Origin of the sequence: Massilia haematophila (genome assembly GCF_042647645.1) — a bacterium.
Lineage (GTDB): Bacteria > Pseudomonadota > Gammaproteobacteria > Burkholderiales > Burkholderiaceae_D > Telluria > Telluria haematophila.
In genome coordinates, this window is sequence record NZ_JBHRVV010000001.1 from 1536009 (window position 1) to 1551286 (window position 15278).

Annotated in this window: 15 protein-coding genes; 8 read left to right on the forward strand and 7 right to left on the reverse strand. The window is 66.2% G+C overall.

All coding sequences use genetic code 11. The annotated features are described in order from the left end of the window. Positions 1–79 precede the first annotated feature (79 nt). The 3 genes from pcaF to ACFOPH_RS06925 are packed head-to-tail and all read right to left on the reverse strand — an operon-like array spanning position 80 to position 2606. Positions 80–1282: a 3-oxoadipyl-CoA thiolase gene (pcaF, locus tag ACFOPH_RS06915; protein ID WP_312549569.1), complete on the reverse strand. Its 1203-nt coding sequence runs from the start codon at positions 1280–1282 to the stop codon at positions 80–82. Beyond that, positions 1279–1944, reverse strand: a complete 666-nt coding sequence (locus ACFOPH_RS06920) for a CoA transferase subunit B (RefSeq protein WP_312549571.1) — start codon at positions 1942–1944, stop codon at positions 1279–1281. The genes pcaF and ACFOPH_RS06920 overlap by 4 nt, the downstream gene beginning before the upstream one ends. Then, entirely contained in the window at positions 1941–2606 is a 666-nt protein-coding gene (locus ACFOPH_RS06925; protein ID WP_379734358.1) for a 3-oxoacid CoA-transferase subunit A, read from the reverse strand. Before ACFOPH_RS06925 ends, ACFOPH_RS06920 begins: the two co-directional genes overlap by 4 nt. Before the next feature lie 171 nt (positions 2607–2777). On the opposite strand from ACFOPH_RS06925, the gene ACFOPH_RS06930 reads away from it, so the two are divergent. Next, positions 2778–3641, forward strand: a complete 864-nt coding sequence (locus ACFOPH_RS06930) for an IclR family transcriptional regulator domain-containing protein (RefSeq protein WP_312549573.1) — start codon at positions 2778–2780, stop codon at positions 3639–3641. A gap of 110 nt (positions 3642–3751) precedes the next feature. Here the strand turns inward: ACFOPH_RS06930 and ACFOPH_RS06935 are convergent, their stop codons facing one another. Next, positions 3752–4852 (reverse strand): porin, encoded by a 1101-nt coding sequence (locus tag ACFOPH_RS06935; RefSeq protein WP_312549574.1) that lies wholly within the window; start codon positions 4850–4852, stop codon positions 3752–3754. A 207-nt stretch (positions 4853–5059) separates the two neighbouring features. Between ACFOPH_RS06935 and ACFOPH_RS06940 the strand changes: the two genes are divergently transcribed. Further along, the gene (locus ACFOPH_RS06940) at positions 5060–6229 is read left to right on the forward strand and encodes an ABC transporter substrate-binding protein (protein WP_379734361.1); all 1170 of its coding nucleotides are present in this window, start codon (positions 5060–5062) and stop codon (positions 6227–6229) included. A 134-nt stretch (positions 6230–6363) separates the two neighbouring features. Here ACFOPH_RS06940 and ACFOPH_RS06945 read toward each other — a convergent pair whose 3' ends face one another. Then, positions 6364–7458, reverse strand: coding sequence for a DUF1176 domain-containing protein (locus ACFOPH_RS06945; RefSeq protein WP_312549577.1), 1095 nt, complete (start codon positions 7456–7458; stop codon positions 6364–6366). A 203-nt stretch (positions 7459–7661) separates the two neighbouring features. On the opposite strand from ACFOPH_RS06945, the gene ACFOPH_RS06950 reads away from it, so the two are divergent. Beyond that, a complete protein-coding gene (locus tag ACFOPH_RS06950) occupies positions 7662–8663 on the forward strand; it encodes an aldo/keto reductase (RefSeq protein ID WP_379734363.1) in 1002 nt (333 codons plus the stop codon). A 116-nt stretch (positions 8664–8779) separates the two neighbouring features. Further along, positions 8780–10459 carry an AMP-binding protein gene (locus ACFOPH_RS06955; RefSeq protein WP_379734364.1) on the forward strand — a complete coding sequence of 560 codons (1680 nt, stop codon included), beginning with the start codon at positions 8780–8782 and terminating at the stop codon, positions 10457–10459. 16 nt (positions 10460–10475) lie between these two features. Here the strand turns inward: ACFOPH_RS06955 and ACFOPH_RS06960 are convergent, their stop codons facing one another. After that, positions 10476–10817, reverse strand: a complete 342-nt coding sequence (locus tag ACFOPH_RS06960) for a hypothetical protein (RefSeq protein ID WP_379734366.1) — start codon at positions 10815–10817, stop codon at positions 10476–10478. A gap of 227 nt (positions 10818–11044) precedes the next feature. Between ACFOPH_RS06960 and ACFOPH_RS06965 the strand changes: the two genes are divergently transcribed. After that, complete coding sequence (locus tag ACFOPH_RS06965) at positions 11045–11554, forward strand: hypothetical protein (protein WP_312549581.1); 510 nt, start codon at positions 11045–11047, stop codon at positions 11552–11554. A 220-nt stretch (positions 11555–11774) separates the two neighbouring features. Next, positions 11775–12188 (forward strand): hypothetical protein, encoded by a 414-nt coding sequence (locus ACFOPH_RS06970; protein WP_379734368.1) that lies wholly within the window; start codon positions 11775–11777, stop codon positions 12186–12188. A gap of 32 nt (positions 12189–12220) precedes the next feature. On the opposite strand, the gene ACFOPH_RS06975 is transcribed toward ACFOPH_RS06970, so the two are convergent. Next, a complete protein-coding gene (locus tag ACFOPH_RS06975) occupies positions 12221–12688 on the reverse strand; it encodes a MarR family winged helix-turn-helix transcriptional regulator (RefSeq protein WP_312549583.1) in 468 nt (155 codons plus the stop codon). A gap of 90 nt (positions 12689–12778) precedes the next feature. On the opposite strand from ACFOPH_RS06975, the gene ACFOPH_RS06980 reads away from it, so the two are divergent. Next, positions 12779–13612 (forward strand): p-hydroxycinnamoyl CoA hydratase/lyase, encoded by an 834-nt coding sequence (locus ACFOPH_RS06980; protein WP_379734370.1) that lies wholly within the window; start codon positions 12779–12781, stop codon positions 13610–13612. Between the two features lie 217 nt (positions 13613–13829). Further along, the gene (locus tag ACFOPH_RS06985; protein WP_379734372.1) at positions 13830–15275 is read left to right on the forward strand and encodes an aldehyde dehydrogenase; all 1446 of its coding nucleotides are present in this window, start codon (positions 13830–13832) and stop codon (positions 15273–15275) included. Positions 15276–15278 lie beyond the last annotated feature (3 nt).

Below are 15278 nucleotides of genomic sequence, written 5' to 3' on the forward strand. Positions count from 1 at the left end.
GCAACCACCGGCGCGCGAATGCGAGGTCAATCATGTTTGTCTCCTGCTTCTCTTCTTGTAGTCGTATGGTCGGCGGGTTTCAGACCCGCTCGATGACCATCGCGATGCCCTGCCCCACCCCGATGCACATGGTGCACAGCGCGTAGCGCCCGCCCGTGCGGTGCAGCTGGTACATGGCGGTGGTGACCAGGCGCGCGCCGCTCATGCCCAGCGGGTGGCCGAGGGCGATGCCGCCGCCGTAGGGGTTCACCCGCGGATCGTCGTCGGCCACGCCGAGTTCGCGCAGCACCGCCAGGGCTTGCGATGCGAAGGCTTCGTTGAGCTCGATGATGTCCATCTGGTCGATGCTCATGCCGAGTTGCGCGAGCAGCTTCTTCGACGCCGGCGCCGGACCGATGCCCATCACGCGCGGCGGCACGCCGGCGGTCGCCATGCCGACAATGCGGGCTTTCGGGGTCAGGCCGTATTGTTTTGCCGCTTCGCCGCTGGCGATCAGCAGCGCGCAGGCGCCGTCGTTCACGCCCGAGGCGTTGCCGGCGGTGACGCTGCCCTGCGGATGCACGACGCCCTTCAGCTTGGCGAGGGCCTCGATGCTGGTCTCGCGCGGATGCTCGTCGCGCTCGAAGCGGATGTGATCGCCTTTCTTCTGCGGAATCAGCACCGGAACGATCTCGTCCGCGAACAGCCCTTCCGCCTGGGCGCGCGCCACTTTCTGCTGGCTGGCCAGCGCGAAGCGGTCCTGGTCCTCGCGCGAGACCTGGTAGTCGACCGCCACGTTCTCGGCCGTCTCCGGCATCGAGTCGGTGCCGTACAGGTGCTTCATCTGCTTGTTCGGGAAGCGCCAGCCGATGGTGGTGTCGTAGATCTCGGCCTGGCGCGAGAACGCGGTCTCGGCCTTGCCCATCACAAAGGGCGCGCGCGTCATCGACTCGACGCCGCCGGCGATCATCAGCTGCGTTTCGCCGGCCTTGATGGCGCGCGCGGCGATGCCGATCGCATCCATGCCCGAGCCGCACAGGCGGTTCACGGTGGTGCCCGGCACGTCGGCCGGCAGGCCGGCCAGCAGCGAGGCCATGTGGGCCACGTTGCGGTTGTCCTCGCCGGCCTGGTTGGCGCAGCCGAAGATCACGTCGTCGACCTGGGTCCAGTCCACGCCGGGGTTGCGCTGCATGAGTTCGCGCAGCGGGATGGCGCCGAGGTCGTCGGCACGCACGTCTTTCAGGGCGCCGCCGTAGCGGCCGATCGGGGTGCGGATGGCATCCACAATGTATGCGTCGGTCATGCTCTTTCTCCTTCTTCCAATGCCAGCAGGGGCGCGCTCGTCACCGCCTGCAATTCGTCGAACGTCAGCCCCGGCGCCATTTCCAGCACGCGCAGGCCCTCGGGCGTGATGTCGATCACGGCCAGGTCGGTATAGATTCGATTTACGCAAGCGACGCCGGTCAGCGGATAGCTGCACGCGCGCACGATCTTGCTCTCGCCCGTCTTGGTCTGGTGGTCCATCATCACGAACACCTGCTTGGCGCCGATGGCGAGATCCATGGCGCCGCCCACCGCCGGAATCGCGTCCGGGGCGCCGGTGTGCCAGTTGGCGAGGTCGCCTTTTTCGGAGACCTGGAATGCGCCCAGCACGCAGATGTCGAGGTGGCCGCCGCGCATCATGGCAAACGAGTCGCCGTGATGGAAATAGCTGCCGCCGGTGAGCAGGGTCACCGGCTGCTTGCCGGCGTTGATCAGGTCCTCGTCTTCCTCGCCAGGGCTTGGTGCCGGGCCCATGCCGAGCAGGCCGTTCTCGCTGTGCAGGAAGACTTCGCGGTCGCTCGGCAGGTAGTTGGCGACCTTGGTCGGCAGGCCGATGCCGAGGTTCACGTAGGCGCCTTCATGGATGTCCTGGGCCACGCGCGCGGCGATCTGGTCGCGGGTGAAGCGGTGTTCGATGGTCATACGGCCTCCTTCACGACGCGCTGGACGAAGATGCCCGGGGTGACGATCGCCTCGGGGTCGAGTTCGCCCAGGGGCACGATCTCGGATACCTGGGCGATGGTGACCTTGGCGGCCATTGCCATGATCGGGCCGAAGTTGCGCGCGGTCTTGCGGTACACGAGGTTGCCCCAGCGGTCGCCCTTGTGCGCCTTGATGAGCGCGAAGTCGGCGTGGATCGGGGACTCGAGCACGTAGTGGCGGCCGTCGATCACGCGGGTTTCCTTGCCTTCGGCCAGCAGGGTTCCGTAGCCGGTCGGGGTGAAGAAGCCGCCGATGCCGGCGCCGGCGGCGCGGATGCGCTCGGCCAGGTTGCCCTGCGGGGTCAGTTCGAGTTCGATCTCGCCGGCGCGGTACAGCGCGTCGAAGTGGTGCGAGTCGGCCTGGCGCGGGAAGGAGCAGATGATCTTGCGTACGCGCTTGGCGGCCAGCAGCGCAGCCAGCCCGGTGTCGCCGTTGCCGGCGTTGTTGTTGACGATCGTGAGCTCGCGCGCGCCTTGCGCGATGAGGGCATCGATCAGTGCCGAGGGCATGCCCGCGTTGCCGAAGCCCCCGATCATGACGGTCGCGCCGTCGTGCACGTCGGCGACGGCACGCTCCAGCGATTCATAGGTTTTGTCGATCATGTCTTCGCCTTGTCGTGCGCCGATCATGCCGACGCACTTGAAATGATGTCTGCGATGTTCGATAATCGCACTGATGTTTGATTACCGCCCAAAGCAGTGTAGTAGCACCCTGGCCGAAAGGTCAAGAAAAAAGACCAATCGAAGCGCCCTTCGCTGCATTACAATCCCGCCATGACAAATACCGCCACGACCAACCGCGCCACCAACGACGCCGACGGCGTCGATTCCCCGGAGACGGTGGAAGAGCGCGAGCTCACCATCGCCGAGCAGATCGACGCCCTCACCGACCCGAGCTTCATGACCTCGCTCGCGCGCGGCCTGGCCGTGGTGCGCGCCTTCAGCGATTCGCGCAAGCCGCAAACCATCGCCCAGATCAGCCAGAAGACCGGCATCCCGCGCGCGGCCGTGCGGCGCTGCCTGTACACGCTGCAGCAGCTCGGTTACGTCGAGGCCGAGCACAACAACTTCTCGCTGCGCCCGAAGGTGCTCACGCTCGGCTACTCCTACCTGTCGTCGACGCCGCTGACGGTGTCGAGCCAGCCCTACCTGAACAACATCAGCCGCGAGCTGGGCGAATCGAGTTCGCTCGCCGTGCTCGACGACGGCGAAGTGCTGTACGTGGCGCGCGCCGCCGCCACCCGCGTGATGTCGGTGGCCCTCAACACCGGCAGCCGCCTGCCGGCCTACTGCACCTCGCTGGGCCGGGTGATGCTGGCCCACCTTTCCCCGGACGAGCTGAACGCCTATTTCGCGAAAACCAAGCTGCGCCCGATGACCGACAGGACCGTGACCTCGCAGAAGCGCCTGCGCGAGATCCTGCTGGCGGTGCGCCAGGACGGCTACGCCATCAACGACGAGGAACTGGAACTGGGCCTGCGCTCGATCTCGGTGCCGGTGCGCGGCGCCTCGGGCCAGGTGCTGGCGGCGCTGAACGTCGGCGCCCAGGCCGGCCGCGTCAGCGTCGAGCGGATGAAGCAGGAATTCCTGCCCGTGCTGCTGCGCGGGGCCCAGGAGCTGTCGGTGCTCCTGCCTTAGAAATCAAGAGCGTCGCACAAACCTTCCAGGCCAAGGCGCCCGGTCGAAGACAGTACGCGAGTACGCCGAGACCGGGCAACGCCGCCATGGGAGGTTTTTGCGGCGCTCCGTCAGAAGTGGTGGCGCAGGCCCAGCATGACACCATTCTGCGCCTTGCCCACACCCACCGTGCCGCCCGCATCCAGCGCCACCGCCGATGCGCCGTCGTTGTCCATGCGGCCAACCGCCGTGTAGACCACGGTGCGCTTGGACAGCGCGTAGTTCAGGCGCGCGACCAGCATCGTCACGTCCGAATCGGAATTCTTCGTGTTGCGCGCCGCGGCCTGGAGATCGAACACGAAGTTGTTGATCGGGTGGCTCACGCCCAGGTACCACAGCAGCGACTCGGTCGTGCCGGTGGCGGCGTTCGTTTCGCGGTCGATGACGCCGCCGCCGATCTTGGTCGGGCCGATCATCAGGTAGCCGTTGACGGTGGTGCGGATGTCGGTGTTGTCGCTGCTGGTCAGGCCGCCGGCGGCGCCGGTGTTGCCGTACAGGCGGTCGTAGGACGCGTTCAGGCCCCAGGCCTTGGTCTCGTAGCCGAGCAGGCCGGTGTACTGGCGGCAGGCCTTCGAGTTGCCCGCGACTTCGCCGCCGCAGTTGGTGGCGGCGGGGCCGCCCGCGGCGGACCCGTCACGGCCGAAGCTCCAGGTCGCGCCCACCACGAAGCCGCCGAAGTTGCCCATGTAGCCGATCGCGTTGTCGCTGCGCGCGTTCGGCAGATAGGGGTCGATGCTGCCGATGGCGAACAGGTTCGGGCCCAGCACGTCGGTCTTCAGGCCCGAGATGTAGGTCATGTTGTTCTGGCGGCCGAGGGTGAGCTGGCCCCACTCGCCTTTCAGGCCCACCTGGGCCGCGCGGCCGAACAGGCGGCCGCCCTGCTGCTGGGTGCCGGTGTCCATCGCCAGCCCGTTCTCCAGCACGAAGAAGGCCTGCAGCCCGCCGCCGAGGTCCTCGGTGCCCTTGAAGCCGATCCGCGAGGGAAAGGAGCTGGTCAGCGAGGGGACCTTGGTGTTCGAGTCGCCCGCGTTGTTCACGTTGGTCAGGTGGGCGATGCCGCTGTCGACGATACCGTAGACCTGGACCGAGGTTTGGGCGTGGGCGGAAGTGACGCTCGTGGCCGCGGCGAGGCCGCAGGCCAGCGCGGCTGCGCTGGACAGGATGCTCTTCATGTTGTCTCCTTGGGTTTATTATGGTGCGTTCGATTACCGAACAAGAAGTTGTTAATCGAACGCAAATCCGATACTATTGTTGTCACGGAACCTTGTCAACACTATGCTTGAGCCTGTGTTGGCCCGGTTGCGACAAAAACCGGCCGCCCGGTCGGGCCACGCCGACCGACAAGGCTCGACAACGAGATCCATCGACAGGAGACAGACATGCAAGTCAAGACCATCGCCGCGCTCGCGGTCGCCGCGGCCTTCGCCGCCCCGCTGGCCCAGGCCCAGGACACCATCAAGGTCGGCGTGATCGCCGCCTTCTCCGGCCCCTTCGCCGACTACGGCAAGCAGATGCAGGGCGGGATCAAGGCCTGGATGGCCCAGCACGGCGACAAGGTCGCCGGCAAGAAGATCGAGCTGATCTACAAGGACACCACCGGCCCTTCGCCCGAGATCGCCAAGCGCCTGGCCCAGGAACTGGTGGTGCGCGAGAAGGTCGACTTCCTGGCCGGCTTCGGCCTGACGCCGGAAGCGCTGGCCGTGGCCCCGATCGCCCAGCAGGCGAAGAAGCCGATGATCATCATGAACGCGGCGACCTCGGTGATCACCACCAAGTCCGACTACATCGCGCGCTTCTCGATGACGCTGCCGCAGATCTCGGCCCCGATGGGCGACTGGGCGCTGAAGAACAAGATCAGGAACGTCGCGACCGTGGTCGCCGACTACGGCCCCGGCATCGATGCCGAGAAAGCCTTCAGCGACCGCCTGGTGAAAAACGGCGGCAAGATCGTCGAGTCGATCCGCGTCCCGCTGCGCAATCCGGAATTCGCGCCCTTCATCCAGCGCATCAAGGACGCCAAGCCGGACGCCGTGTTCGTCTTCGTCCCGGCCGGCGAACAGAGCATCGCCTTCATGAAGGGTTACCGCGAGCGCGGCCTGGCCGCTGCCGGCGTGAAGGTGATCGCCACCGGCGACCTGACCGACGACCACGTGCTGCCGGCGATGGGCGACAACACCCAGGGCGTAATCACCACCTTCCACTACTCGGCGGCCCACAAGTCGCCCGAGAACGACGCCTTCCTGAAGAGCTTTGCCGCCGCCAACCCGCAAGGCGGACGCCCGAACTTCATGGCGGTCGCCGCCTACGACGGCATGAACGCCATCTACCAGGTCAGCAACAAGCTGGGCGGCAAGATCGACGGCGACAAGGCGATGGCGGTCCTGAAGGGCATGAAGATCAACAGCCCGCGCGGCCCGATCAGCATCGATCCTGCGACCCGCGACGTGGTCCAGACCGTCTACGTGCGCAAGGTGGAGATGGTGGGTGGCCAGCCCTACAATATCGAGTTCGACCAGTTCCCGAACATGAAGGATCCGGGCAAGCAGTAAATTCTGCGCGCCGGGCCGATCGCGGTGCCGGCGCGATCCGGCATGACGGGAACATGTCGACCATGCAGCGCCAGTGCAGCGTGGCATGGTAGCGTGGTTTCACACGGTTTCCATCCCTGCCTTGCCTGGCTGCCTCAAGGACGCGCGGCGCCCTGCTTGCGCACAGTCGTCACCACCGTAGGCAAAGACCACGCGCCACCGGGTGCGATGCCATTGCATTCGCCGGTATTACCCTCGCTGGTGTGCACGAAGCGCCGGCCATCCCAGGTCCAGTTTTCGAAGGCCCAGCAGTCGCCCATGCCGCGCCCTTTCTGGGAACCGTCGATGACCCCATCCGCGTAGCCGGAGCCCGAGCTGGTGACGAGCTCGGGCGCATAAGGCGGGTTCGCGTTGATCACCCAATAGGCGTCGCCCTGGTTGTAGGCGCCGCGCCAGCAGAGCGTGGACGCCAGCAGCTTGCCGCCGCTCAGGCGCCATACGGTGATCTCGTTCTCGGCCTCGCCGGGCTCGGTGAGCGCCTGGCACTCTTCTTTGGCCTGCGCTTTCAAGGCCGCGCGCAGGAGCGCGAGACGGGCCTTCGGCAGCTCGATGATTTTGTGGTCCGGCACGACAGCGATTACCACCGGCGCGGGCAAGGCCGGCAGCACGCTCTGCTCGTCCTTTGTCCCCTTGCGCACCAGTGCCCCAGGCGTGCCGAGGCGGCCCTGGAATGCATCCATCTTCAGCAGCACCGCGGCGGCGCCCTTGTCCGACAGGCGCCAGGTGAGCTTGCCGTCCGACCATTCGATCCTGCTGTCCCTGGTCAGGGCGGCCAGCAGGGCCTGGGTTTGCTGGGGCGCCAGGTCGACCGTCCACTTGCCCTGGGCGATCGTTACCTTGCCATGCGCCTGGCCGTTGATCCGCATCGTCAGGTTCAGCCTCGGCGGGAAGCGGTCGGTCTCCTGCTCTTCGCCCGGGTTCCCGATCTGCAGCTCGCCCTTCACGGGCGTGTGCGGGCCGGCCTGGCGGGTCAGCAGGACCGACACCGGCATCGCGGGATGGTCGTCGCTGCCGCTTTCGGCGTGGTAGCCGGCGGCGCGGCAGGTGCGGGTGTTGTCGCAGGCGAGTTCCCAGTTGCCGTGCTCGAAGCGCAGGCCGGGTGCTTCGGCACCCGAGGCGGCGGCACAGGCCAGGGTCAGTGCCAGGGCCGGCATGGCCAGCGATGCCGGACGGGTGAAAGGTCTGTTCATGGGCGGGATGCGAAAGTCGTGATGGTCAGCGGCCCAGTGTAGGCAACTCTTGCAAATATGGCAAGCCAGCCACGTCCTCAGCATGCGCAAGTCTTCGCGGGCAACGGAACGCGACCATCGCCACCGGCGATGTAGCATAGGCCGACAGGCAGACCTTGCCTCGATCTTTCTTCTTGCAGTGCAACGAAACGAAAGGACCAAAGGTGAACCAGCGCTATCGACCGATCACGCGCCTGGGCCTGGGCGGCACCGGGCTGGGCGACATGTACCACACGACGAGCGACGAGGCGGCCCATGCCACCGTCGACGCCGCGTGGCAGGCAGGCATCCGCTACTTCGACACCGCCCCGCACTATGGCGCCGGCCTGTCCGAGCACCGCTTCGGCATGGCGCTGCGGCGCCGGCCGCGCGAGGAATACACGCTGTCGACCAAGGTCGGGCGCATCCTCGTGCCCCACCACCCAGGCGAAATCGCGAGTCCCTTCGTCGGCGCCCTGCCCTTCCGGCGCGTGCTCGACTACACCGCGGACGGCGTGCGCCGCGCCGTCGAGGACAGCCTGCAGCGCCTGGCGCTGGGACATGTGGACATCGTCTACGTGCACGACCTCTCGCGCGATGCACTGCCGGAAGCCGAGTTCGAGCACCACTTCCGCATCGCGGCCGGCCGCGGCGGCGCCTTCGAGGGCCTGGTCAAGCTGCGCGAGGAAGGCCTGATCAAGGGCTGGGGCATGGGCGTGAACACGATCGAACCCTGCATGCGCGCGCTGCAGGCGTCCGATCCCGACGTCTTCCTGCTGGCCGGGCGCTACACGCTGATGGAGACCACGCCGCTCGAGGAATTCTTCCCGCTGTGCGCCGAGCGCGGCGCCAGCGTGGTGATCGGCGGCCCTTTCAACTCGGGCTTCCTGGCCGGCGGCGACCACTACGACTACCAGCCTGCGAAACCGGAGCAGCACGCGCAGCGCGAGCGCCTGCGCCGGGTGGCGGCGCGCCACAACGTCGACCTGGCCGCCGCGGCGCTGCAGTTCGGCCTGGGGCATCCGGTGGTGTCGGCCACGATTCCCGGCGCCAGCAGCCCGGAACACCTGCGCCGCAACGCCACCCTGCTGCACATCGAGATCCCGGCCGTGTTCTGGGAAGAACTGCTGGCCGAGGGCCTGCTGCCTGCCGGTGCGCCGATTCCTCCAAGAAAAACGGTAGTATAGGCACACATAAGCACACCTAGGCACAAGGAGCCGCTGCAAGACGGCCCGCCTCCCGGACCGGGCCACGCCTGGCCCGGGCACCGCTTCGTCCTCGACAAAAACGACATGGAGACAACATGCAATCCAAGCTCAGCTACGTGCACGGCGCGCACGACCTGCCCCTGATCGGCGACACCATCGGCGTATTCCTGAAGAACATCGCGGCGCGCCACGGCGACAACGACGCCCTGGTCGTGCCGCACCAGGACGTGCGCTGGACCTACCGCGAGTTCGACGAGCGCGTGACGCGCCTCGCCGCCGGCCTCCTGCGACTCGGCCTGCGGCCCGGCGACCGGGTCGGCATCTGGTCGCAGAACTGCGCCGAATGGGTGCTGGTACAGTTCGCCACCGCGCGCGCCGGCCTGATCATGGTCAACATCAACCCGGCCTACCGCCGCGCCGAACTCGAATACGTGCTGGGCAAGGTCGGCTGCGCGGCGCTGATCCTCTCGCCAGTGTTCAAGACCAGCGACTACATCGCCATGGTGCAGGACGTGGTGCCCGAGATCCTTGACGCCAAGCCGTCGATGCTGCGTTCCACGAAGCTGCCGGAACTGCGCCACGTGATCCGCCTCGGCAGCGACAAGACGCCGGGCATGCTCAACTTCGAGGAGCTGATGATGGAGGCGGCGCCGGCGCAGCTGGAGCAACTGGCGACACTGGAATCCGAGCTGCAGTTCGACGAGGCCGTCAACATCCAGTTCACCTCGGGCACCACCGGTTCGCCCAAGGGCGCCACGCTGACCCACCACAATATCCTGAACAACGGCTTCTTCATCGGCGAGGCGATGAAGTTGACCCATGCCGACCGCCTCTGCATCCCGGTCCCGCTCTACCACTGCTTCGGCATGGTGCTGGGGAACCTGGCCTGTGTGACCCATGGCGCGACCATGGTGTTCCCGGGCGAAGGCTTCGAGCCGAAGTCGGTGCTGGAGACCGTCCAGCGCGAACGCTGCACCGGCCTGCACGGCGTGCCGACCATGTTCATCGCCCTGCTAGACCATCCGGACTTCGCCGACTACGACCTGTCGACCCTGCGCACCGGCATCATGGCCGGCTCGCCCTGCCCGGCCGAGGTGATGAGCCGCGTGATCAGCCGCATGCACATGTCCGAGATCACCATCGCCTACGGCATGACCGAGACCTCGCCGGTCAGCTTCCAGAGTTCGACCGACGATCCGGTCGAGCTGCGCGTCTCGACCATCGGCCGCGTGCACCCGCACCTGGAAGTGAAAATTGTCGACGCCATGGGCCGCATCGTGCCGCGCGGCGTGAAGGGCGAACTGCTCACGCGCGGCTACTCGGTGATGCTGGGCTACTGGGGCGACGAGGAAAAGACGCGCGAGGCGATCGACCCGGCGCGCTGGATGCACACCGGCGACCTGGCCGTGATCGACGAGAACGGCTTCGCGGCGATCGTCGGCCGCGCCAAGGACATGGTGATCCGCGGCGGCGAGAACATCTACCCGCGCGAGGTCGAGGAATTCCTGTACCGGCATCCGAAGGTGCTGGACGTGCAGTGCGTCGGCATCCCGGACCCCAGGTTCGGCGAGGAGCTGTGTGCCTGCATCATCCTGCGCCCCGGGATGGAGGCCGATGCCGACGAGATCCGCGACTTCTGCAAGGGCCAGATCGCGCACTACAAGATCCCGCGCCACATCCGGTTCGTGAGCAGCTTCCCGATGACGGTCACCGGCAAGATCCAGAAGTACCTGCTGCGCGAGCAGATGACGACCGACCTGGGGCTGGCTGGCTAGGCATGCAGCCGCGGCCTCAACCTGCGCCGCTGTCGGGTAGCGCAGCGTACCAGTCGGCGTAGGGCGTGTTGGCGGCCATCTTGCGGTTGTAGTCGGGCGCGCCGTCGGTCCACCACACGGGGCCGCGCTCGCCCAGCGCGTGCTTGGCCGCGTCGACGGCGGCACGCGCGTCCCGCTCGGCATCCTTGTCGCCCGCTTTCAGGGCCAGGCCGACCTGGCGCCGGGCGCGCATCAGCTGGTCGACCAGTTGCTGGCGCAGCTTAGGGTCGAGATCGGGATTACTGAGCCGCCAGAGGCGGCCCCTGACGACGAAGTAGCGGCCGTCGGGCGTGCTGGGATGGTGCCGGGGCGAAGTCATGCGTCGACTGTAGCGCAAGGCGCGCCGGGCCGGCGCGAGCTTGTTCGCTTTAAAAGACACATTCGGCATTCATTTTTCACAAGCTGGTGATCATTAGTGAAATTCTGCAACCCCGCGCATGATAGGCTGGGCGCTTTTCATTCAAAGCTGAGCAGGCATTGCCTCGACCGCGACGGCGCGGCATTGCTGCGGCGTGCTGACAGCACGTCGATATCACCAAAAACATCATGAAAACAAAAACACTGATCGCGACCGCCATCGGCGTCGCCGCCCTCGCCAGCGCCACGGCAGTTGCCATGAACTATGACAAGTGGTTCGTCTTCCCGGCTTATCATGACGCCGTCGCGTCGGTCTTCAAGGATCCGGACAGCACCATGTTCCGTAACGAGAAAATGCCGAGCCCCACGGTGCTTTGCGGAGAAGTCAATTCCAAGAACGGCTATGGCGCATATGGCGGCTACAAGCGCTTCATGGCAACCAATCAACATGCGGTATATCTCGAAAACGAAGGCCGCGTGCGCGCACCGGACCGCAACGCGCAGGCGCCCGTCGCGGATACGGAAGAGATCGACTTGTTCATTGCTTCAGTCGAAGCAAAGACTGAACGCCTGAAAAGCATCAATGCGATGCATGAGGCTGGAAAACGTCCCACACAGCGACCGTTAAGCGATTCCGAAGCGATGGAAATCGCCCGTGCACGCCGGTTCGAGCAACAATGGACCGAGCAGTGCGGCTAAGTGCTCGACCGTCGGTCTGGTTCGCCTGTCTTCGGTGAAAGCGATTGCATGGCCGGCAGCCGGCCGGTGCACTCTCCTCTGGGCGGCCCGATATTTCGGCGCGTTCTGATTCCCGCCATTTCCAGACTGTTTCGTGATGCGGGCGCCTGCCCGCCTTGCGGCTGGCCGCCGGCATCCTAGACTGATGGCTGGCGGCTTTCCGCTGCGCGAAGGAGGAATCATGCGTCTCCTCTCACTCATCATTCCAGCGAGCATGCTCTGGTCCGCCGCAGCCAATGCCCAGACGCTGCCGTACCCGCGCGACACCCCGTCGCTTTCGGCCGGGTCGGTCGAGCCCCCCGGCCTGCGCTGGATCAGGCCCGACGAGGCCCGGCAGATCGGCGGCGGCTACGATATGTCGAACGGCTGGACGATGGAAGTCGCAACCTTTCCCCGCTACATCGATGTGCGCATCGACGACCAGCCGCCGATTCGGCTCGTTTCGGTAAGGCGCTACGAATTCGTCTCCGTTGGCGGCAGCATCCGGATGGCCTTCAACCTCGGCAGCTGGGGGAACGAAATGGAGCTGCGCTACGTCCCCGGGCCGCCCACGGCAGGCCTGGTGGTGCTGACGGCGCGCACGACGCAGGACTGAACCGGAGGCGCGAACGATGCCGGCAGCCGGGGCTAGACGCCCTGCACGCTCAGCGCCCTGACCGCTCCGCGCAGCTGCGCCTGCAGCGTCGCCCTTTGCGCGTCGTCCAGGTCCGGGAACATCTGGCGCTCGGTCGCCGCAACGTGGACGTCGCATTCGGCGAGCACCGTCTCGCCCGCCTCGGTCAGGCCGATCTGGATGATGCGCCCGTGCGTCGGGTCCGGCGTGCGCGCGATCCAGCCCTTGCCTTCCATCTGCTTGACCATCTCGTTGGCCGATTGCGGCGAGGTCATGGTGCGCATCGCCAGCTGGGCGTTCGACAGCGAACCGTGGGCGCGAAATACCGACAGTGCCGTGTACTGCGGCACGGAGAGGCCGCAGGGCGCCAGGGCATCGCGCAGGCGCTGCTTCAGGACGTGGTCGAGGCGGCCGACCAGGTAGGCCAGGCCGGTGGGCGCGGACGCCTGCGCCGGCGCCGATTCTTTTTTTGTTGTGTTCATAAAAGCTGCTTGTAAAGCGGTACAGGTGAGGATAGTATAAGGCATATATCAGGCCACCTGATAATATTCCAACAAACGAGGAGACATTGTATGTCCAAATACGAAGCGCGCTGGCAAACCGTCAAGGTGGACGTGGCGAACGGTATCGGCTGGATCACCCTGAACCGCCCGGAGAAGCGCAATGCGATGAGCCCGACGCTGAACCGCGAAATGATCGATGTACTGGAAACCCTGGAACTCGACGACGAAGCCCAGGTCATCGTCCTGACCGGCGCCGGCGAAGCCTGGACCGCGGGGATGGACTTGAAAGAATATTTCCGCGAGACCGACGGCAAGCCCGAGATCACCCAGGAACGCATCCGCCGCGACTGCTCGCAGTGGCAATGGAAGCTGCTGCGCATGTACAGCAAGGCGACCATCGCGATGGTCAACGGCTGGTGCTTCGGCGGCGCGTTCTCGCCACTGGTCGCCTGCGACCTGGCGATCGCGGCCGACGACGCCGTGTTCGGCCTGTCGGAAGTGAACTGGGGCATCCCGCCGGGCAACCTGGTCAGCAAGGCCGTGGCCGACACCATGGGTCACCGCAACGCCCTGCACTACATCATGACCGGCGACACCTTCACCGGCAAGGAAGCGGCCGCCATGGGCCTGGTCAACAAGAGCGTGCCGAAGGAGCAACTGCGCGACGCCGTCATCGAACTGGCGAACAAGCTGCTGGAAAAGAATCCGGTGGTGCTGCGCTATGCCAAGATCGGTTTCAAGCGCGCCCGCGAACTGACCTGGGAGCAAGGCGAAGACTACCTCTACGCCAAGACCGACCAGTCGAACTACCGCGACCCCGAAAAGGGCCGCAAGGAAGGCCTGAAGCAGTTCCTGGACGATAAAACCATCAAGCCGGGCCTGCAGACTTATAAACGCGCCTAATAAATAAAGCCCCGGATTTAGAAAAAAACAATAATAATGGCGGCGGCCCATGCATTGCATGCGGCCGCCTTCTGGAGCGCCTAAGAATAGCTTCAGGGCAAGGGTACGGCCATCCGGCGCAGCGTCGAAGACAGTACGCGTGTACGGCGAGACGATGCAACGCAGCCATGGAGCTGTTCTTAGGCGCTCTTAATACAGATAACAGAGGAGACCTCTGATGTTCCAGACCGATCTGCTGATCAACGGGGAAGTCCGCCCCGCATCGAATGGCGCCACCTTCGAGCGCCGCAATCCCGCCACCGGCGACGTCGCCACCCGCGCTCCCGCCGCCACCCTGGACGACGTCGACGCCGCCGTCGCCGCGGCCCAGGCCGCCTTCCCCACCTGGTCGGCGATGCTGCCGGGCGCCCGGCGCGCCCTGTTACTGAAAGCCGCCGACAAGATGGAAGCCCTGCGCGCCCAGTTCGTCGAAGCGGCCGTCGCGGAAGCCGGCGGCGCGCCGGTGTGGTACCAGTTCAACGTGACCCTGGCCGCCAACATGCTGCGCGAAGCGGCGGCGATGACGACCCAGATCGCCGGCGAAGTCATTCCGTCCGACGTGCCCGGTTCGCTCGCCATGGGCGTGCGCCAGCCCTGCGGCGTAGTGGTCGGCATCGCGCCCTGGAATGCGCCGGTGATCCTGGGCACGCGCGCGGTCGCGATGCCGCTCGCCTGCGGCAACACCGTGATCCTGAAAGCCTCGGAGCTGTGCCCGGCGCTGCACCGCCTGATCGGCCAGGTCTTCGTGGAAGCCGGCTTCCCGGCCGGCGTGGTGAACGTGATCACCAACGCCCCGGACGACGCCCCAGCGGTGGTCGAGCGCCTGATCGCCGCGCCTGCCGTGCGCCGGGTGAACTTCACCGGCTCGACCAAGGTCGGCCGCATCATCGCCCAGACCGCCGCCAAATACCTGAAACCGGTGCTGCTGGAACTGGGCGGCAAGAACCCGGTCGTGGTGCTGGACGACGCCGACCTCGACGCCGCCGTCGACGCGGCGGCCTTCTCGGCCTTTTTCAACCAGGGCCAGATCTGCATGTCGGCCGACCGCATCCTGGTCGCTAGCCAAGTGGCCGATGAGTTCACCCGCAAGCTGGCCGCGAAGACCGCCACCCTGAAGGCCGCACGCAGCGACGCGCCGCTGGCCGGCATGGTCGACCCGGCGGCGGCCAGCCGCGTGGACGCCATGCTGCAGGACGCACGCAAGCGCGGCGCGACCGTCACGCAGTCGCAGGAAGGCGTGGATGGCAACGTCATGCAGCCGGCCATCGTCGACAAGGTCACGCCCGAGATGCTGGTCTACCAGGAAGAATCCTTCGGCCCGATCGTCTCGATCATCCGCTTCGAGTCCGACGAGGAAGCGATCCGCCTCGCCAACGACAGCGAATACGGCTTGTCCTCGGCAGTGTTCAGCCGCGACATCGGCCGCGCGATGGCGGTCGCCCAGCGCATCGAGTCGGGCATCTGCCACATCAACGGCCCGACCGTGCACGACGAGGCGCAGATGCCCTTCGGCGGCGTGAAAGGCAGCGGCTACGGACGCTTCGGCGGCAAGGCCGCGATTGCCGAGTTCACCGACCTGCGCTGGATCACGGTCCAGACCAGCCCGCGCCACTACCCGATCTGAGCG

Coding starts and splice junctions, on each gene's coding strand:
- ACFOPH_RS06920 (WP_312549571.1), bottom strand. CDS start 1,944: ATGACCATCGAACACCGCTTCACCCGCGACCAGATCGCCGCGCGCGTG.
- ACFOPH_RS06945 (WP_312549577.1), bottom strand. CDS start 7,458: ATGAACAGACCTTTCACCCGTCCGGCATCGCTGGCCATGCCGGCCCTG.
- ACFOPH_RS06960 (WP_379734366.1), bottom strand. CDS start 10,817: ATGACTTCGCCCCGGCACCATCCCAGCACGCCCGACGGCCGCTACTTC.
- ACFOPH_RS06975 (WP_312549583.1), bottom strand. CDS start 12,688: ATGAACACAACAAAAAAAGAATCGGCGCCGGCGCAGGCGTCCGCGCCC.
- ACFOPH_RS06980 (WP_379734370.1), top strand. CDS start 12,779: ATGTCCAAATACGAAGCGCGCTGGCAAACCGTCAAGGTGGACGTGGCG.
- ACFOPH_RS06985 (WP_379734372.1), top strand. CDS start 13,830: ATGTTCCAGACCGATCTGCTGATCAACGGGGAAGTCCGCCCCGCATCG.
- ACFOPH_RS06940 (WP_379734361.1), top strand. CDS start 5,060: ATGCAAGTCAAGACCATCGCCGCGCTCGCGGTCGCCGCGGCCTTCGCC.
- ACFOPH_RS06935 (WP_312549574.1), bottom strand. CDS start 4,852: ATGAAGAGCATCCTGTCCAGCGCAGCCGCGCTGGCCTGCGGCCTCGCC.
- ACFOPH_RS06930 (WP_312549573.1), top strand. CDS start 2,778: ATGACAAATACCGCCACGACCAACCGCGCCACCAACGACGCCGACGGC.
- ACFOPH_RS06965 (WP_312549581.1), top strand. CDS start 11,045: ATGAAAACAAAAACACTGATCGCGACCGCCATCGGCGTCGCCGCCCTC.
- ACFOPH_RS06970 (WP_379734368.1), top strand. CDS start 11,775: ATGCGTCTCCTCTCACTCATCATTCCAGCGAGCATGCTCTGGTCCGCC.
- pcaF (WP_312549569.1), bottom strand. CDS start 1,282: ATGACCGACGCATACATTGTGGATGCCATCCGCACCCCGATCGGCCGC.
- ACFOPH_RS06955 (WP_379734364.1), top strand. CDS start 8,780: ATGCAATCCAAGCTCAGCTACGTGCACGGCGCGCACGACCTGCCCCTG.
- ACFOPH_RS06925 (WP_379734358.1), bottom strand. CDS start 2,606: ATGATCGACAAAACCTATGAATCGCTGGAGCGTGCCGTCGCCGACGTG.